The sequence below is a fragment of the Mannheimia indoligenes genome (assembly GCF_036880405.1).
Classification (GTDB): domain Bacteria; phylum Pseudomonadota; class Gammaproteobacteria; order Enterobacterales; family Pasteurellaceae; genus Mannheimia; species Mannheimia indoligenes.
The window spans coordinates 230,071-244,904 of sequence record NZ_JBAJJM010000007.1; the positions used below are offsets into that span (position 1 = coordinate 230,071).

Below are 14,834 nucleotides of genomic sequence, written 5' to 3' on the forward strand. Positions count from 1 at the left end.
GTTAAAACAACTCACAAGCGGTTGTTTTTATTAAAAATTTTGCAATTAGTGATGATGAGGATGTTCGTGACAATGTTCTTTTTCACAATCGTGATCAGCGTGTTCCTCGGCTAAATCCGCCACTGAAATTGTCCCTAAGAACTGCTCAATTTGATCTTCTAATCGCTCCCACAAAGAATGCGTTAAACATTGAGAATCTTTACGGCAGTTACCGCTACCCTTACATTTAGTAACGTCAATATTTTCATTAACCGCAGAAATAATCATTCCTACGCTAATTTCTTCCGGTTTTTTACCTAATTGATAACCACCACCCGGACCTCGAACGCTCTGCACAATACCATCACGGCGAAGTTGAGCAAAAAGTTGCTCTAAGTATGAAAGCGAAATTGCTTGGCGGTCTGAAATATCAGCTAAACTCACCGGCTCTGATTTACCGTGTAAAGCAATATCTATAATAGCTGTTACTGCATAACGCCCTTTTGAGGTAAGTTTCATAAAATATCCTCGTAATTTTATCCAGAAAACCTCTGGAGCAATGTGTAAATTTTGATATAACCCACCAATTTAGTCAATCATTTAAGCACTAATCAGTGTGAAAGGTTTTATATATTAAAAAAACGTAAAAATAATGGATCTATTATACGAAAAAATAGCCCAAAATACCAAAAAATAAACTTATTTATAAACAATATAATTTCATTACTCTCACGTTTAACTGATCGGAACAGTTGAAATTTTGCAAAAATTGATTGATAGCATACGTCTTGCTCTCTAAAATCAGTCCGTTATATTTTTAACAATCGTAATTTATTATTAAAATTAACTATTTTTCATATTATTTAAGAGACTTATTATGAAAATTTTTTCAAAAACATTACTTGCATCATTAGTTACACTTTGTTCAGCAGGCACTGCTCACGCAGCAGCATTCCAATTAGCTGAAGTTTCAACATCCGGTTTAGGTAGAGCTTACGCAGGTGATGCGGCTGTAGCGGATAATGCTTCTGTAGTTGCAACCAACCCTGCATTAATGACATTATTCAAACAAACTGAGCTTTCTGCAGGTGGAATTGTTGTAAATGCTGATGTTGATATTGATGGCACACTTGGTGGCGTATTCAAGGCTTCACAAAAAAATATTATTCCTACAGCTGTAGTACCAAATTTATACATTGTTTCTCCAATCAATGACCGTTTTGCTATTGGTGGTGGAGTGAATGTAAACTACGGTTTAAAATCTCGCTTTGCTCCTGACTATGCTGCAGGTGTTTATGGTGGTAATACTCAACTACAAGCAATCAATTTTAATTTAAGTGGAGCATACAATTTAGGCTACGGATTTAGTGCTGGTGCAGGCTTAAATGTTATTTATTCTAAAGCAGAATTTATCCGTCATTTAGGTGTTGGCGGTAAAATTTTAGGTTCTCGTTTAGAACCTTTAGCTGCGAATGCTGCAAAAACTCTTGCACAAATGCAAAATGGTACAGAAGTTTCTCGTGTACACGGCGATGAATGGAGTTTAGGCTGGAATGCTGGTTTAATGTATGAAATTAATGAAAGAAACCGTTTAGGTATTGCTTATCACTCAGCGGTAAACGTGAAATTTAAAGGGCATTACTCAAACGCATTCCCAACAGCATTTAATGGATTATTAGCAATACCAGCCATTGCTGCACAATCCCCTATTAGCCAAGCGACCGGTGGTCAAGAAATTCCTGGACGTTTAACATTACATCTTCCAGCTTATTGGGAAATTTCAGGTTATCACAAATTAACCGACAAATTAGCAATGCAATATAGCTACAAACGTACAGAATGGGAAAAATTCAAAGCCTTAACCGCTTATGGTGAATCAGGTAATGTACTTCTTCATAAAGAAGAAAATTATAATGACTCTTCGCGTGTTGCGTTAGGTTTCTCTTATGATGTAAACGAAGCATTAACCTTACGTACAGGTATCGCTTATGATGAGACTGCAAGTGTAAGAAGTCCGTCTATTTCTATTCCTGATACAGATCGTACTTGGTACACACTTGGTGCAACTTACCGTTTTACACCAAATCTTTCTGCTGATTTAGGCTATGCTCACCTTAGAGGTTCAAAAAATACTTTTAAAGAGGGCAGTGCAGTATTTAATGTTAAATCACGTGCAAACCTTTACGGCTTAAACGTAAACTATAAATTCTAATTTAATGAATTAATGTTAAAAGAGGTGTAAACTAAATTACACCTCTTTTTTATTGAATTTAAAATGAAATCTCAAATTTACTACGATTATTACCAAAGCCCTGTAGGTAGATTACTTTTACTCGCCCAAAACGAAGGGTTAATTTATATTGAATTTGAACAAGAGCAACGCACAACTTCTGTTGAACCATTTACCAAAGCAAGCTCTACAAGCGGTGCAATTTTAGAAATTTTTTGCAAAACAAAAGAGATTTTAGACCGCTATTTCGCAGGGGAAAAAATTCCCTTTCAGCAGTTAGATTTTCTTGCTCCACAAGGTACGGAATTTCAACAGTCTGTTTGGAAAATTTTACGTGAAATTCCTCACGGCGAAACCACAACCTATGGTGAAATTGCCAAAAAATTAGGCAAACCAAGTGCTATGCGTGCGGTAGGCGGAGCGGTTGGGCGAAACCCAATTTCGATTTTAGTGCCTTGTCATCGGGTGTTAGGTAAAAATCAAACATTGACAGGGTTTGGTGGTGGCTTACCAAATAAACGTTTTCTGCTGGCATTAGAAGGAATAGCCTATCAAGATAAAGGCATTGAATTTGTGAAGCCGAAAATAAAGAAATGGTAGCGTAGGACGCACTTAGTGCGTCTCTACGTATTCCTTAGCTAATTGTAAATCAGTCTGCCATTTTGAACTAATGATTTCTGCCCATTTCTCAATATTTTGCTCCCACTGCTCGCCATTATCAGACTGGGCAAGTTGAGCAATTTGTTGTAGTTGATGTAACCCAACCGATGCCAATGCCCCTTTGATTTTATGAGCTTCGTCCGCTGTTAATTTACGACTTTCGGCAGAATTTGTGATTTGCCAATCAGTTAAATAACGCTGTAAATTTTCCAAATAAGCTGGCATTAACTCAGCAAATAAATCCATATTGGTAAGAACATTTGCTTTCCCCATTACCTCAACCAATTCATTGAGCATTCCGATGTTATAAGATAAATTGTCAGAATTATTCGCTACAAGCGGTTGTTTTTCTTCATTTTTTTGCAAGAAGTCATTATCAAAATAGTGATTTAGGCAATTCAATAAGGCTTCTAAAGATAACGGCTTACGAAGTACATCGTCCATACCCTGTGCTTGATAATCTTTTTGATTTTGAATGACATTCGCCGTTAAAGCGATAAGTAGCGGTAAATAATCAATTTCCTCGTTTTCATAACGGTTTCTTAATGTTTGTGCAATATCAAAACCTGTAGTATCAGGCAATTGAATGTCTAATAAAATTAAGTCGTAGCTATTTTGCTCAAAGCATTTAAATGCTTCTTCTCCTGTCATTGCAACATCAACTTCGCAGCCCACTTTTTCTAACATTGCTTGAGCAACCACTACATTCATCTCAATATCTTCAACTAAAAGCACCTTTAATCCGTGCTTTTGAATATCTAGTTCAGGCTTGGTTTCCGTACTTTCTGCGTGAATAGTTAGGGTAAAGGTTGAACCTTGATTTTCTTGGCTTTTTACCATTAAATCTCCGCCCATCAGTTTTGCAATACGTTTTGAAACCGATAGACCAATGCCACTCCCTTGTGCTTTTTTCTCTTTCGAGTTTTCGGCTTGGTAGAACATATCGAAAATTTTGCGTTGATCTTTTTCAGGAATACCAATGCCTGAGTCCGCCACACTAAAACTAAATTGCTCTTTCTCTAATTGGCAAATTTCCAGCAAAATTTGACCGCTTGTTGGGGTAAATTTCACAGCATTACTGATTAAATTCCATAAAATTTGGCTTAGACGGGCGTAGTCCGTATAAATATATTTAGGTAAATTCGGGGGATATTTTAATTTGAAATCAATATTTTTATTACCCGCCATAAAGTTACCGAAATTGGCGATATCTTGAATTAATTGCTCAAATTCAACCTCTTTTCTAAACAACTCAATGCGGCTACTGTCAATTTTTTCTAAGTCGATAATATCGCCAAAAATATGTGCTAATGCCGTTGCACTCATATTGATGGTTTTGAGGTATTCTTGCTGCTTTTCGCTTTGTTGTTCATCAAGCAAAATTTGGCTTAAGCCAATAATTCCATTCAGCGGCGTGCGTAATTCGTGGCTAATCGTTGCCATTAAGATCGTTTTATCACGATTGTTTTTCTCTAATTTAGCGTGGAGATAAGCATCTTGCTCTCGAAGCTCTTCCAGATCTTTTACTGCTTTTTCTAAGCGTAAACGAGAACGCTCCAACTTTTCTACTAAAAGTGTAAAAAAGTAAAGCACAAAAGGGGCAGAAATTAAGCCAAATGCGATGGAACGTAAGATATCCACTACAACTACTCTGCCTATAAATAGATAGGTTAATCCACTTTGAATTAAAATTGCGGAAACGGCGACCACAAAAAAACCGAGTAAAGAGGCTCTTAATCGCCCTAATCTTAATACCCAATTTACATATTTTTGACTAAATTTTTTAACTTGCATAATCTTCAATCCATAAAAAAGCAGATCTTTCGATCTGCTTATTCTACTCTATTTTTTTATGGTTTGCCTTTGACGATTTCATCAACCCATTGGAATAGCTCTTCTAAGTCATAATCGCCTGAATGTGGCACACCCCACGGGGTTTCATAGTTCACGTTTTTACCTGCCATTTGTAGTTTAATCGCTAGAATAGCTGAAATGGCGAGGGAAGTATCACGATCCGCCGCACCCACTCGAATTCGCCAATGCTCTGCCGCATTTGGATTATCCAAATAATACATTGGGTTCATTCTTTTCACCATTTGCGGATCGGCTAAGTTGATGCTCTGATTTGATGAACGTTCTGCACTATAAAGCGTGAAATGGCGATTGTTTTCCGTATATGTACCAAATAAATTATTTTCGCCGGAAGTCGCATTCAACGTATCAAACGCAGGTGGTGATTTCATTCGTTTATCTGAAAATACATAACCGAACCAATCTACGCTACTGACTTTGCCATTCTCAAATGAAAGCCAGCTGATTTGTTGGAAAGCTTTTTTCTCCTTGCTATTTTCCGCTAATTGGCTATAGGCTTTATTGGCGGAATGTTTAATAACATTTGCCAAATAATCTTTAAACGAGCCATTGCCTTTTGGATCGAGCGTTAGAGGGTTACCCTTATCATCAACTAAATGTAAGCTGTTCAAATAAGTCGGAAAGCGTTCTGCCAACTCATTGGAGACCCTAATTTCTAGCTCACTTAGCGATCCTTCAATTTTTGGCATTGGTTTTGAGCGATTATTATAACTATCTGCATTTAAGCGGCTCATATCCATTCGGCTATATTCATTAACGCCATTAAATTGCCATTCATACGCCATATCCGCATTTTCAAGATTAGTAATAGGGCAATAAGCTGAAACGGCAAAGATTTTATCACTTGCTTTCAATGCCCCAATTTCATTGAAATACGGCTCATAATCAAAATGATCGGCTGAAGCCCCTAACAATGCAGATAATGCCCCACCTGCACTAGTGCCGTTTGAGATAATTTTATTCGCATCACCCGGCATTGTTTCATCATTTGCGTGCAAATAACGTACGGCGGATTTTAAATCAATAATCGCAGCAGGGGCTTTACCGATAAATTTCCCCTCTTTTTGTAATGTACGACCTCTTGCTCCAACACTTGCCACAACATAGCCTTTAGACAAGGCAACCAAAATTGCACTTGGTGAACCATCACGCCCTTTTTTATCGTAGCTTGCAGCTTTAGCCGGCATATAACCACCTACCGAGTTTGGCAAGAAAATCGGTGCGGTATCCGCTTTATAACCGTTAATCTCGCCCTCGTTATAATAGGCTTCAGGCACATAAAGATTGAGGGTCTGATATTCAGGCTCAACCGGATTACCAACATAAACAATTCTCTCAAAGGCACGAAATTGGATTTTCTCACCATTTACTTCTGCTTCAACAGAACGAGCGTTTTGATCGTTAAACGTTAAATCGTAACCTGAGTCGGTTTTGTTAAAGAAAGGAATAGGCTCTTCTACAGGTTTTTCAGGCATTGTCGCAAAAGACCGGGTAGTTAATGCCATTACAGCAATCATTGTAGATAAAATATTTAGTTTCATTTTTATTCTCTAAATTGAAATCGGGGCTATAAATGTCTAATCAATTAGCAAATTATTCTTTATGCTATGACCAAAAATACCCGAAAATTATCCATATATTAATTCAATACGGCTCAACCCGGTATTTATCCCATTTGCATAACGTTTAGGAATAAATCCTTCTATATAGCCATCTTCAGCAATCACTTCATACTGACAAATAAGCCTTTCATCTTGAATCTGAGGTGATGAATCAAAAGTATGAGAAATAACAATGCTAGAATGTAACTTCCAAACTACTTTATTGCCTTTTTTAAGTTTTGGAGTTGCAGCACGGAAAATAGAGCCACCTTCATTACAGCCAATATGAGTTAAGCTAAAATCAAAACCTACCTCTGAAATAGGATTTGCATTCATAAATCCAAAAATCCTATCACTTGCATATAGATCTTGCTGTACATAGCCCCAAACTTTTTCTCTTAAAAAATACTGATCGGTAAATCGACTTGTATCACCATACTTTCTAACATAGTCATACATTTTCTCTGTTACATTCGGAATACTACCGGCAATGGCTCCCCAGAGCCCAGCTAAAATTAATTCTGTATGAGAGCCTGAATCTCGAATCGTATGAAAACGGCAACCGCTTGCAATCCATTCTGCAACAGTCGTCGCCTCCCTTTTAGAGATAACGGAATCTGCATCTCTAAATATAATATAACCTACACTCTCATCGTCCATTGCCAAAAAACGCCACATTGTTTTAGGCAAAGATTTTTCTTCACCTTGCACATAAATAATTTCACTATGAGGACTTGTTAATCGTTGAATGGCTTCTTCAGGTACTGTTTCATCTACATAAAAACGACAGATCCAATTAGGATAAACTTCATTAACTAGTTGTACATTTAAAACTGCGGTTTCGATATATGCAGAACTTGCACCAAATAGAGAGAAGCTAATAATTTTTTTCTTTTTCTCTATATCAGATTGAATTGCAGGTAAGGCAGGTAAAATCGGATTATTTACTTTATGTTGAGCGTGTCTTAGTTCTAAAGCGGCTCTACCATAAGGGGCTGCATTTTTCCAATCGAAAAGAGCACCATAGGCGTGGGATAGCACATCAAAATTATTGATCTCGCTTGGTTCAAGTTCAACTGCTTGTAGTGCATAGCTAACAGCATCTTGCCAGCGTTCAAGTTTAATACACATAGTTGATGCTGCCGATAAGAAAAAATCAGTGTCATAGCCAAGCAGCAAAGCCTGTTTAGCAATATCAAGAGCTTTTTCATAATTTCCAGTTTTTTGATAAAGCAAAATTTCTTGTCTAAACTGTGTCGCTTGAATATGTATTTCCATTTTTATCTCGCTTATATAACTATTTTGTTAGTTAATCTTAATAAGAACACTCTCTTTTATCAAATTATATACATTAAAAGAGAGTGATGCCCGAATTATATTAGTTATTTTTGGTACAAATCATCTCCAATAAAATAAACAAATAATCGCCACAATCGCAATCGCTACGCCTAAATAGTTCACTTTATGGATTTTCTCTTTAAAGAAAAATGCTCCCACGAATGTGCCTAAACAGATAACACCTAAGTTCATCCCGGTGAAAACTAAGGTTGGGTCGTATTTCATCGCTTGGTGGGCTTGAATGTAGAATAAAATATTGCCGAAATTTAAAACACCAAGTAATAAGCCCGTTAATACGCTTGGAACGTGCCATTGAGTGCGTTTTAGCAGTAAGTAGATAAACATAAAACAGCCCGCTCCAATAAAGGCAATGGCTAGAGTAACGGGGAATGCCGAGCCGGATTTGGCGATCTGTTTGAATAAAATATCATTTACGCCATAACCTACCCAAACAAGGAAAAGGCTGATAATCGCAATTTTGCCGCCTTTTTCCATTCCTTGATTACCTTTCCAAAGTAAGCAGCCTAATGCAACAAAAGCTAATAACAGAGCCATTAATTTATTATTGGTAACTTGTTCGCCAAAAATAGTGAACGCCGCCAAAATCGGTAGGAATAATGATAAACGCTGTGCCGCATCAGTGCGGATAATCCCTGCAAATTCCAATGCTTTTGCTTGCACTAAGAAAATAGTTGGCAACGTGATGCTTAAAATTACAAAAATATAAGCAGACGGATTGGTTGCCATAATTTCAGTGATAGATTGCCCTTGAAAATCGGGCTTAAGCAATAGAAACGTCATTGTCGTTGTTACGATATAGTTTACTGCAATGCTTTGATCGATTCGAATGCCTTTTTGGCGAGCGTATTTAATTAATACCCCTACCGTAACACTACATAAAATAGCAAAAATAAGTTGCAACACTTTTTGTTTTCTCCTTTTAAAAATGAAGGCTGTATTCTATAAATATGTTCAATTTTTCGCTAGTAGCAAGCGGTTAAATTTTGCTGAAAATTTGCAAAAAATTAGAGAGTTCCGACCGCTTGTAATAGAAAAGTGCTAAAATGATTTCAAACAAGCTGTATAAGATTAAATAAATATGGAAAAGCTCTTTGATATTAACGAACAAGGTTTTAGCATTCGTTGTAAGCTCTTTTATGAAAAAGAGCTTCATAACCTTGAAAATGTGGTACTCATTTTGCACGGTTTTGGTTCATCAAAAGATTTAAAATCGAACACCAAATTTGGTGAACGTTTAACCTCAAAATATAAAGGCTATGCGGCGATTGCTTTTGATTTCCCTTGCCACGGAGCCGATGCCCGCAAAAACTTTCCGTTGCCGAATGCCAAACCTATTTGCAAATTGTGATCGATTACGCCAAAAACACGCTGAATGCGAAAAATATCTATGCTTACGGCACGAGCTTTGGCGGATATTTAACGTTGAAATATATTAATGAACAGGGTAATCCGTTCCAAAAAATTGCTTTGCGAGCTCCTGCTGTACAAATTCATCATTCATTGATGAGCCGAATGAGCGAGGAAGAACGCCAGAAACTAGCAAAAGGTAAGGAAATTTTGTGGGGCTTCGACCGCCAAATGAAAATCAGCCAAGCCTTCTTTGACGAGCTGGCTGGAGGCGATATTTTCCAAAATGATTATTTGGAAGTTGCCGATCAAATTTTTATTTTGCACGGTACGGAAGATGAAATGGTACCATTAAGCGTTTCACAGCAATTTGCCGATAATAATGTGATTGAACTGCTCCCTATTGAAGGGGCAGATCACGCCTTTTCTAACCCGAAATTAATGGACGTTGCTATCGGCAAAATTGTAGATTTTTTTGCTCCCTAACTTAATCTTTCGCAAACTTCACTAAAGTTGGATTGACGATACGTTGATAATCTGTCGCATTCAGAATAATAGAACATTCTAATGTGCCGGCATTAAAGGCTAATTCATCGTAACGCTCAAATAAGCTTGGCTCAGCCACCAACAACAAATCGGAATGGAAACTAAACGGCGGAATTGCTCCAAATACACAGTCGGTTAATTCTGCCACTTCCGCCGGGCTGGCAAGTGAGGCTCGAAGCCCTCCAAGATGCTAGGCAATTTTGCTTAAATCTGCTTGGTAATCCGCCGGCAATATTGCTAATACTGCCTGTTTTATGCCATTTCCTTTTACTTTGCAGACTAACGCCTTTGCTCCTTGCCCTATTTCTGTACCACGAATTTTTGCCACTTCTTTTGATTTCCCCGCAGAAGAATGTTCCACTATACGATAGTGGGCTTGATGTGAATCTAATAATGCCGTAAGTTGTTGAAAAGTTTGTTCTGACATTGTTTCCCCTTACAAAACAATAACTAGCGGTCTTTTTCTACTCAAAATTTGCAATTATCCTCATTTTAACGCCCAAACATTTTTTCCGGGTTTTCCGGCTGCTCAACTAAAATTAAAATCGCAGCATCCCCCCCCCACTCTTTTGGAGCTTGGTGTAATGCCATAATTTTCGGGTGTTGTACAAGCCAACGAGGAATTTGATCTTTCAGTGTGCGAGTGCCAAAGCCTGTCATAATACTGGCACAAAACACTTTCTCTCGCTCACAAGCCAAAATTAAAGCTGCCAACTCTTTTTTCGCTTTTTCTCTGGTCAAACCGTGCAGATCCAGAAACAGTTCCGGCTGAAAATCACCCCGTCTGAGCTGCTTTAAAATATAAGGATCAACATCTTCACGCAGATATTTCACTTTTTCATTTTCTTCTTTGAGCAAAGGCTCATATTCATCAGAAAAATAGAACTCAATATCCGCTTTTTCTTTTAACTCTCGTAATTCCTGTAGTTTTTTACGAGGTTCTGATTTGGGTACATAAGTATTTTGTGTTATTTTTTTCGTGCCTTTAGCCGCTTCTCTAAATAATGCAAATTCGTCTTCTAACATATTCTCTGACATAATCTTTTCCTTCTCTATAATTTTTACATTCTAACACAAAGCAAAATATGGTATAAAACAGCAATTCTATAATTATGCAAAAGGCACTAAAAATGTTTAAATATAATATCGAACTTCTTGATGAAATTGCAGCCCTGCCCGTTGTGAATGATTTAGCCACCATTCAAGATATGATGCGTTGGGCGTATAGCTATTTCAATGCTTCCGATCTTTACTACGGGCACGGTTATGACAACGCGTGGGACGAAGCCCAACAATTAGTATTAGCCGGGCTTTATCTGCCTTTTGATGTGCCGGAAGCACTTTACTCTTCCCGATTAACACGAGCGGAAAAAGAACGTGTTATCCACTTAATTTGCGAGCGTTTAGGCTCTCGTAAACCTGTGGCTTATTTAACTCACTCAGCTTGGTTCTGTGGCAGTGAATATTATGTGGACGAACGTGTGATTGTGCCACGCTCCCCAATCGGCGAGCTGATTAAAAAGGGCTTTAAAGGCATTATCAAAAACGAGCCACATCGCATTTTAGATATGTGCACCGGCAGCGGTTGCATTGCGATTGCCTGTGCAGAGCGTTTTCCAGATGCGGAAGTGGATGCAGTCGATCTTTCACTCGATGCGTTAGATGTGGCTCAAATTAATATTGAGCGTCATCAAGTATCACATCGTGTATTCCCGATCAGCTCAGATTTATTTAACGATATTCCGCAAGATAAATATGATTTGATTGTAACTAATCCGCCTTATGTTGATGCAGAAGATTTAGGCGATATGCCGGAAGAATTTCACCACGAACCCGAATTAGCATTAGGTTCGGGAGCAGACGGTTTGGATTTAACCAAACGCATTTTGGCACAGGCGGCAGATTACTTAAATGATAACGGCGTGTTAGTGTGCGAAGTGGGAAATAGTATGGTACATTTAATCGAACAATTCCCAAGCGTACCGTTTAACTGGTTGGAGTTTGAAAATGGCGGATTGGGTGTGTTTAGTTTGACGAAAGAAGAGTTAGTAAAATATCATCATTTATTTGCTTAAATCTGCCTCCCCTCTCTCTGATAAATCATTCTGAACGAATGATTTATCTGTCTCTCTCCCACAAGGGGAGAGAGCAGACATACTTCTATTTTAACGCTTTTTGCAATCGTCCTTGATTTTGAGCTAATAAACTTTCCGCTTCCTGCTTATCTAAATTACCTAAAATCATCATAATCGCTAATTTTGCGTTATTTTCAGCTAATTTTAATGTATTTTCAGCTACATATCTTTCACATTCGGTTGCTTGCATTACAATACGGATTGCTCGAGCTTTAAGCTTTTCATTAGTGGCTTGCACGTCTACCATTAAATTTTGGTAGCATTTGCCAATTAAGATCATTGAGGCAGTTGTCAGCATATTCAATACTAACTTTTGTGCCGTGCCTGATTTCATACGGCTTGAGCCAGTCAGCACTTCTGCCCCTACAACCGTATCAATCGCAATATCCGCAATTTGTGCCATCGCCGAATGAGGGTTGCTGGCAATCGAAACTGTTGTTGCTCCTAGAGAATTAGCATATTCCATTGCCCCTAGCACATACGGCGTTCTGCCACTTGCTGCAATACCGACTAATACATCTTTTTGCGAAAAATTGACCGCTTGTAAATCAACTTTTCCCTGCTCACGGTTATCTTCCGCCCCTTCAATCGGGAAACGTAAAGCCTTCTCACCACCGGCAATTAAGCCCACGACCATTTCAGGTTTGACACCATAGGTTGGAGGACATTCTGAAGCATCTAGTACACCTAAACGCCCGCTCGTTCCGGCTCCCACATAAACTAATCGTCCACCTTGCTGAAAGGCAACCACGATTTTTTCTACTGCTAAAGCAATTTGCGGCAAGCATTTTTCTACTGCAATAGGCACTTGCTTGTCTTCATTATTGATAATCTGCACAATCTCTAATGCAGAAAGTTCATCAATATTCATTGAGTTTGGATTACGCTGCTCTGTGATCATCTGCCCTAAGGCATTGAGTAAATTCTTTTCTGTCATTTTTCTCGTTATTCCGCCGGGTAAATCACCCCTAAACTTGCCGATTTTTTCGCCCCTGTTACACTTGGCATATTACTTGGTAAACTATGCATTCGTTGATAAGCCAGCCAAGCAAATGCAGCGGCTTCGACATAATCAATATCTAAACCAAACTCGGTTGTGGTTGCCACACGCCAATTTGGCAGAAGTGCAGATAATCTTTCCATTAACAATGAGTTTCTTGCTCCACCACCACATACCAACAACAGGCAAGGCAATTCAGTTTCAAGTGGAATTAATTCGTTGGCAATACTTTTTGCAGTAAATTCTGCAAGCGTACGTTGCACATCTTCAGGCTTGCAAGCGGTGAAATTTTGCAATTTTTTTGCAAGCCACGTTAAATTGAATAACTCTCTCCCTGTGCTTTTGGGGGGAACTTTACTGAAAAACGGTTCATTCAATAATTCAACTAATAAGTCAGGCATAATCTGACCCGATTTCGCCCACTCGCCGTTTTTGTCGTATCTTTTGCCTTGATGTTGCTCGATCCAGCTATCCATCAGCGTATTCCCTGCCCCTACATCATAACCAATAGTTGGGCTATTCGGTTTTAGCACTGAAATGTTACTAATACCACCAATGTTTAGTACCACCGTTAAACGATTAGCATCACTAAAAATTGCCTGATGAAAAGCCGGCACAAGTGGTGCACCCTGCCCTCCAACTGCCATATCTTTACGACGAAAATCGGCAATAGTAGTGATGCCTGTTTTGGCTGCAACTAAATTCATATCACCAATTTGTGTTGTAAATGGATAAACGGAATCCGGAGAATGCCAAACCGTTTGCCCGTGGCAACCAATGGCTTGAATATGTTCTGCTGTTAGCTGATTTTTCGCTAAAAATGCATTAATGGTTTGTGCATAAAGCGAGCCTAAACGGTGGTCGATTTCCCCTAGCTTTTGTAGATTGGTTTCGCCTGTTTTAAGCAACGCAGAAATATCCGAACGTAATTCCTCCGGCATTGGAAAGAAATCACAAGCGGTCATTTTGGGCGGACTTTTTGCAAAATCCATTAAAGCAATATCTACGCCATCAAGGCTCGTGCCAGACATAACGCCGATATAATAATTTTTACTCATTATCTATTCATTGCTCCCTTATCCCGTCTGAGCTGCCTGAGCGACTTTGAATTTGTAGGAAAAATTTAGTGTTTGAGCTTGCAACGCAAGCGAGTTTTAAATTTTTTCGTTAAGCAAATTCAAACAAAGCGAAGAAAGCAGCGAAGTTCGGGTCGCCTTTCTTTGGTTACTTTCTTTGGCGAAGCAAAGAAAGTAACAAACGATTTATTGACGTGCCATCCGTAAATTTTCCGGCACTTCCTCAAAATTCGATCTAAACGGATTAATATCCAACCCACCTCGTCTGGTGTAGCGTGCGTAAACAGTCAATTTTTCAGGCAGGGCGAATTGCATTAGGTCGCAGAAAATCCGTTCCACACATTGTTCGTGGAACTCGTTATGTTCACGGAATGAGACCAAATAACGCAATAATTTTTCACGGTTTAGCTTTTTGCCCTTGTAGTGAATTTGTACACTCCCCCAGTCCGGCTGGGAAGTAATTAAGCAGTTAGATTTGAGCAAATGGCTCACTAAAGTTTCTTCTACTACATCATCTTCTGTGATGTTTTCTAAATAGTGGGTTGAAAATGCGTAGCTGTCGATTTGGATATCCTGCTCATCAACGCACTCGCCTTCGAAATCAACAATCGGTTGTTGCGTGTAGTGCGATAATGTGTAAATTTTTACCGAAACTTGACCGCTTGCACAGTTTGCGAGATCACGTTGGATAGTCTGCTCGACTTCCTCAATGGAACTGAATTTGGTTTGGTTAAAACTGTTTAAATAGAGCTTAAAACTTTTCGACTCAATTAAATTTTCGGTTTTGAAATCAATAGCAACATCTGCAATCGCCACCTGTGGCAAGCCGCTTTTATTAAGCCACGAGAGTTCGTAACACGTCCAAACATCAGCCCCTTGAGTAAACGGCTGAGATTGTGTAATCCCCAACCCATCACGGTTTAATTTGCGGGGGACGGGTTGTAAAAGCGAAGCGTCATATTCGCTTTTATATTCGGTTTTCTGCCCAAGTTTTAGGGCATCGAGAGATTTATCGTTGTAGTTCATTTT

Annotated in this window: 14 protein-coding genes and 1 pseudogene; 5 read left to right on the top strand and 10 right to left on the bottom strand. The window is 38.7% G+C overall.

The window, feature by feature from the left end:
* Nucleotides 1–45: 45 nt before the first annotated feature.
* Nucleotides 46–498 (bottom strand): Fe-S cluster assembly transcriptional regulator IscR, encoded by a 453-nt coding sequence (gene iscR, locus V6W77_RS06240; protein ID WP_283385672.1) that lies wholly within the window; start codon nucleotides 496–498, stop codon nucleotides 46–48.
* Nucleotides 499–856: 358 nt separating this feature from the next.
* On the opposite strand from iscR, the gene V6W77_RS06245 reads away from it, so the two are divergent.
* Nucleotides 857–2,191: an outer membrane protein transport protein gene (locus tag V6W77_RS06245; protein ID WP_334254116.1), complete on the top strand. Its 1,335-nt coding sequence runs from the start codon at nucleotides 857–859 to the stop codon at nucleotides 2,189–2,191.
* A gap of 63 nt (nucleotides 2,192–2,254) precedes the next feature.
* Nucleotides 2,255–2,809: a methylated-DNA--[protein]-cysteine S-methyltransferase gene (locus tag V6W77_RS06250; protein ID WP_334254117.1), complete on the top strand. Its 555-nt coding sequence runs from the start codon at nucleotides 2,255–2,257 to the stop codon at nucleotides 2,807–2,809.
* Between the two features lie 12 nt (nucleotides 2,810–2,821).
* Here the strand turns inward: V6W77_RS06250 and V6W77_RS06255 are convergent, their stop codons facing one another.
* The 4 genes from V6W77_RS06255 to V6W77_RS06270 form a co-directional block, all read right to left on the bottom strand.
* On the bottom strand, nucleotides 2,822–4,663 hold the full coding sequence (locus tag V6W77_RS06255; protein WP_334254118.1) for an ATP-binding protein: 1,842 nt from the start codon (nucleotides 4,661–4,663) through the stop codon (nucleotides 2,822–2,824).
* Between the two features lie 56 nt (nucleotides 4,664–4,719).
* The gene (locus V6W77_RS06260; RefSeq protein ID WP_334254163.1) at nucleotides 4,720–6,246 is read right to left on the bottom strand and encodes a subtype B tannase; all 1,527 of its coding nucleotides are present in this window, start codon (nucleotides 6,244–6,246) and stop codon (nucleotides 4,720–4,722) included.
* Between the two features lie 123 nt (nucleotides 6,247–6,369).
* The gene (locus V6W77_RS06265) at nucleotides 6,370–7,620 is read right to left on the bottom strand and encodes a tetratricopeptide repeat protein (RefSeq protein ID WP_334254119.1); all 1,251 of its coding nucleotides are present in this window, start codon (nucleotides 7,618–7,620) and stop codon (nucleotides 6,370–6,372) included.
* Nucleotides 7,621–7,740: 120 nt separating this feature from the next.
* Complete coding sequence (locus V6W77_RS06270) at nucleotides 7,741–8,604, bottom strand: EamA family transporter (protein WP_334254120.1); 864 nt, start codon at nucleotides 8,602–8,604, stop codon at nucleotides 7,741–7,743.
* A gap of 175 nt (nucleotides 8,605–8,779) precedes the next feature.
* Here V6W77_RS06270 and V6W77_RS06275 point away from each other — a divergent pair, with 175 nt between their 5' ends.
* Both V6W77_RS06275 and V6W77_RS06280 read left to right on the top strand, forming a co-directional pair.
* A complete protein-coding gene (locus V6W77_RS06275) occupies nucleotides 8,780–9,049 on the top strand; it encodes an alpha/beta hydrolase (RefSeq protein WP_334254121.1) in 270 nt (89 codons plus the stop codon).
* Nucleotides 9,046–9,534 carry an alpha/beta hydrolase family protein gene (locus tag V6W77_RS06280; RefSeq protein ID WP_334254164.1) on the top strand — a complete coding sequence of 163 codons (489 nt, stop codon included), beginning with the start codon at nucleotides 9,046–9,048 and terminating at the stop codon, nucleotides 9,532–9,534. The genes V6W77_RS06275 and V6W77_RS06280 overlap by 4 nt, the downstream gene beginning before the upstream one ends.
* Nucleotide 9,535: 1 nt before the next feature.
* On the opposite strand, the pseudogene V6W77_RS06285 reads toward V6W77_RS06280, so the two are convergent.
* Nucleotides 9,536–10,021: pseudogene (locus V6W77_RS06285) on the bottom strand (YbaK/prolyl-tRNA synthetase associated domain-containing protein).
* Nucleotides 10,022–10,086: 65 nt separating this feature from the next.
* On the bottom strand, nucleotides 10,087–10,620 hold the full coding sequence (gene smrB, locus V6W77_RS06290) for an endonuclease SmrB (RefSeq protein ID WP_283387084.1): 534 nt from the start codon (nucleotides 10,618–10,620) through the stop codon (nucleotides 10,087–10,089).
* Between the two features lie 104 nt (nucleotides 10,621–10,724).
* Here smrB and prmB point away from each other — a divergent pair, with 104 nt between their 5' ends.
* The gene (gene prmB, locus V6W77_RS06295; protein WP_283385664.1) at nucleotides 10,725–11,669 is read left to right on the top strand and encodes a 50S ribosomal protein L3 N(5)-glutamine methyltransferase; all 945 of its coding nucleotides are present in this window, start codon (nucleotides 10,725–10,727) and stop codon (nucleotides 11,667–11,669) included.
* Between the two features lie 85 nt (nucleotides 11,670–11,754).
* Here the strand turns inward: prmB and murQ are convergent, their stop codons facing one another.
* From murQ to queF, 3 genes are all read right to left on the bottom strand, one after another.
* Nucleotides 11,755–12,666: an N-acetylmuramic acid 6-phosphate etherase gene (gene murQ / locus V6W77_RS06300; protein WP_334254122.1), complete on the bottom strand. Its 912-nt coding sequence runs from the start codon at nucleotides 12,664–12,666 to the stop codon at nucleotides 11,755–11,757.
* Nucleotides 12,667–12,674: 8 nt separating this feature from the next.
* Nucleotides 12,675–13,787, bottom strand: coding sequence for an anhydro-N-acetylmuramic acid kinase (locus V6W77_RS06305; RefSeq protein WP_334254123.1), 1,113 nt, complete (start codon nucleotides 13,785–13,787; stop codon nucleotides 12,675–12,677).
* Between the two features lie 204 nt (nucleotides 13,788–13,991).
* On the bottom strand, nucleotides 13,992–14,831 hold the full coding sequence (gene queF, locus V6W77_RS06310) for an NADPH-dependent 7-cyano-7-deazaguanine reductase QueF (protein ID WP_334254124.1): 840 nt from the start codon (nucleotides 14,829–14,831) through the stop codon (nucleotides 13,992–13,994).
* Nucleotides 14,832–14,834: the final 3 nt, after the last annotated feature.

Coding starts and splice junctions, on each gene's coding strand:
- iscR (WP_283385672.1), bottom strand. CDS start 498: ATGAAACTTACCTCAAAAGGGCGTTATGCAGTAACAGCTATTATAGAT.
- V6W77_RS06245 (WP_334254116.1), top strand. CDS start 857: ATGAAAATTTTTTCAAAAACATTACTTGCATCATTAGTTACACTTTGT.
- V6W77_RS06250 (WP_334254117.1), top strand. CDS start 2,255: ATGAAATCTCAAATTTACTACGATTATTACCAAAGCCCTGTAGGTAGA.
- V6W77_RS06255 (WP_334254118.1), bottom strand. CDS start 4,663: ATGCAAGTTAAAAAATTTAGTCAAAAATATGTAAATTGGGTATTAAGA.
- V6W77_RS06260 (WP_334254163.1), bottom strand. CDS start 6,246: ATGGCATTAACTACCCGGTCTTTTGCGACAATGCCTGAAAAACCTGTA.
- V6W77_RS06265 (WP_334254119.1), bottom strand. CDS start 7,620: ATGGAAATACATATTCAAGCGACACAGTTTAGACAAGAAATTTTGCTT.
- V6W77_RS06275 (WP_334254121.1), top strand. CDS start 8,780: ATGGAAAAGCTCTTTGATATTAACGAACAAGGTTTTAGCATTCGTTGT.
- smrB (WP_283387084.1), bottom strand. CDS start 10,620: ATGTTAGAAGACGAATTTGCATTATTTAGAGAAGCGGCTAAAGGCACG.
- prmB (WP_283385664.1), top strand. CDS start 10,725: ATGTTTAAATATAATATCGAACTTCTTGATGAAATTGCAGCCCTGCCC.
- murQ (WP_334254122.1), bottom strand. CDS start 12,666: ATGACAGAAAAGAATTTACTCAATGCCTTAGGGCAGATGATCACAGAG.
- V6W77_RS06305 (WP_334254123.1), bottom strand. CDS start 13,787: ATGAGTAAAAATTATTATATCGGCGTTATGTCTGGCACGAGCCTTGAT.
- queF (WP_334254124.1), bottom strand. CDS start 14,831: ATGAACTACAACGATAAATCTCTCGATGCCCTAAAACTTGGGCAGAAA.